The sequence below is a fragment of the Pelomicrobium sp. G1 genome, from assembly GCF_051905455.1.
GTDB lineage: Bacteria > Pseudomonadota > Gammaproteobacteria > Burkholderiales > UBA6910 > Pelomicrobium.
The window spans coordinates 1-246 of record NZ_JBQACR010000502.1; the positions used below are offsets into that span (position 1 = coordinate 1).

Consider the following 246-nt stretch of genomic DNA (forward strand, 5'->3'; position numbering starts at 1 on the left):
CGCATGGGAATATGTCCCGGCGCGTGCGCACCGCCATCACGGTCTCCTCCAGCGCCGCGTTGCCCGCCCGCTCGCCCATGCCGTTGATGGTGCATTCCACCTGGCGCGCGCCGTTGAGCACCGCCGCCAGGGAGTTGGCCACCGCCAGGCCCAGTTCGTTGTGGCAGTGCACCGACCACACCAACGGGTCGGCGTTGGGGAGGCGGGTGCGCAACTGCCGGATCAGCGTCCCGAACTGCTCCGGGA

1 pseudogene is annotated in these 246 nt (G+C 70.3%); it reads right to left on the minus strand.

The window, feature by feature from the left end:
• Positions 1 to 246, minus strand: a pseudogene (locus ACTFO6_RS19390) (2-isopropylmalate synthase); the annotation flags it as partial.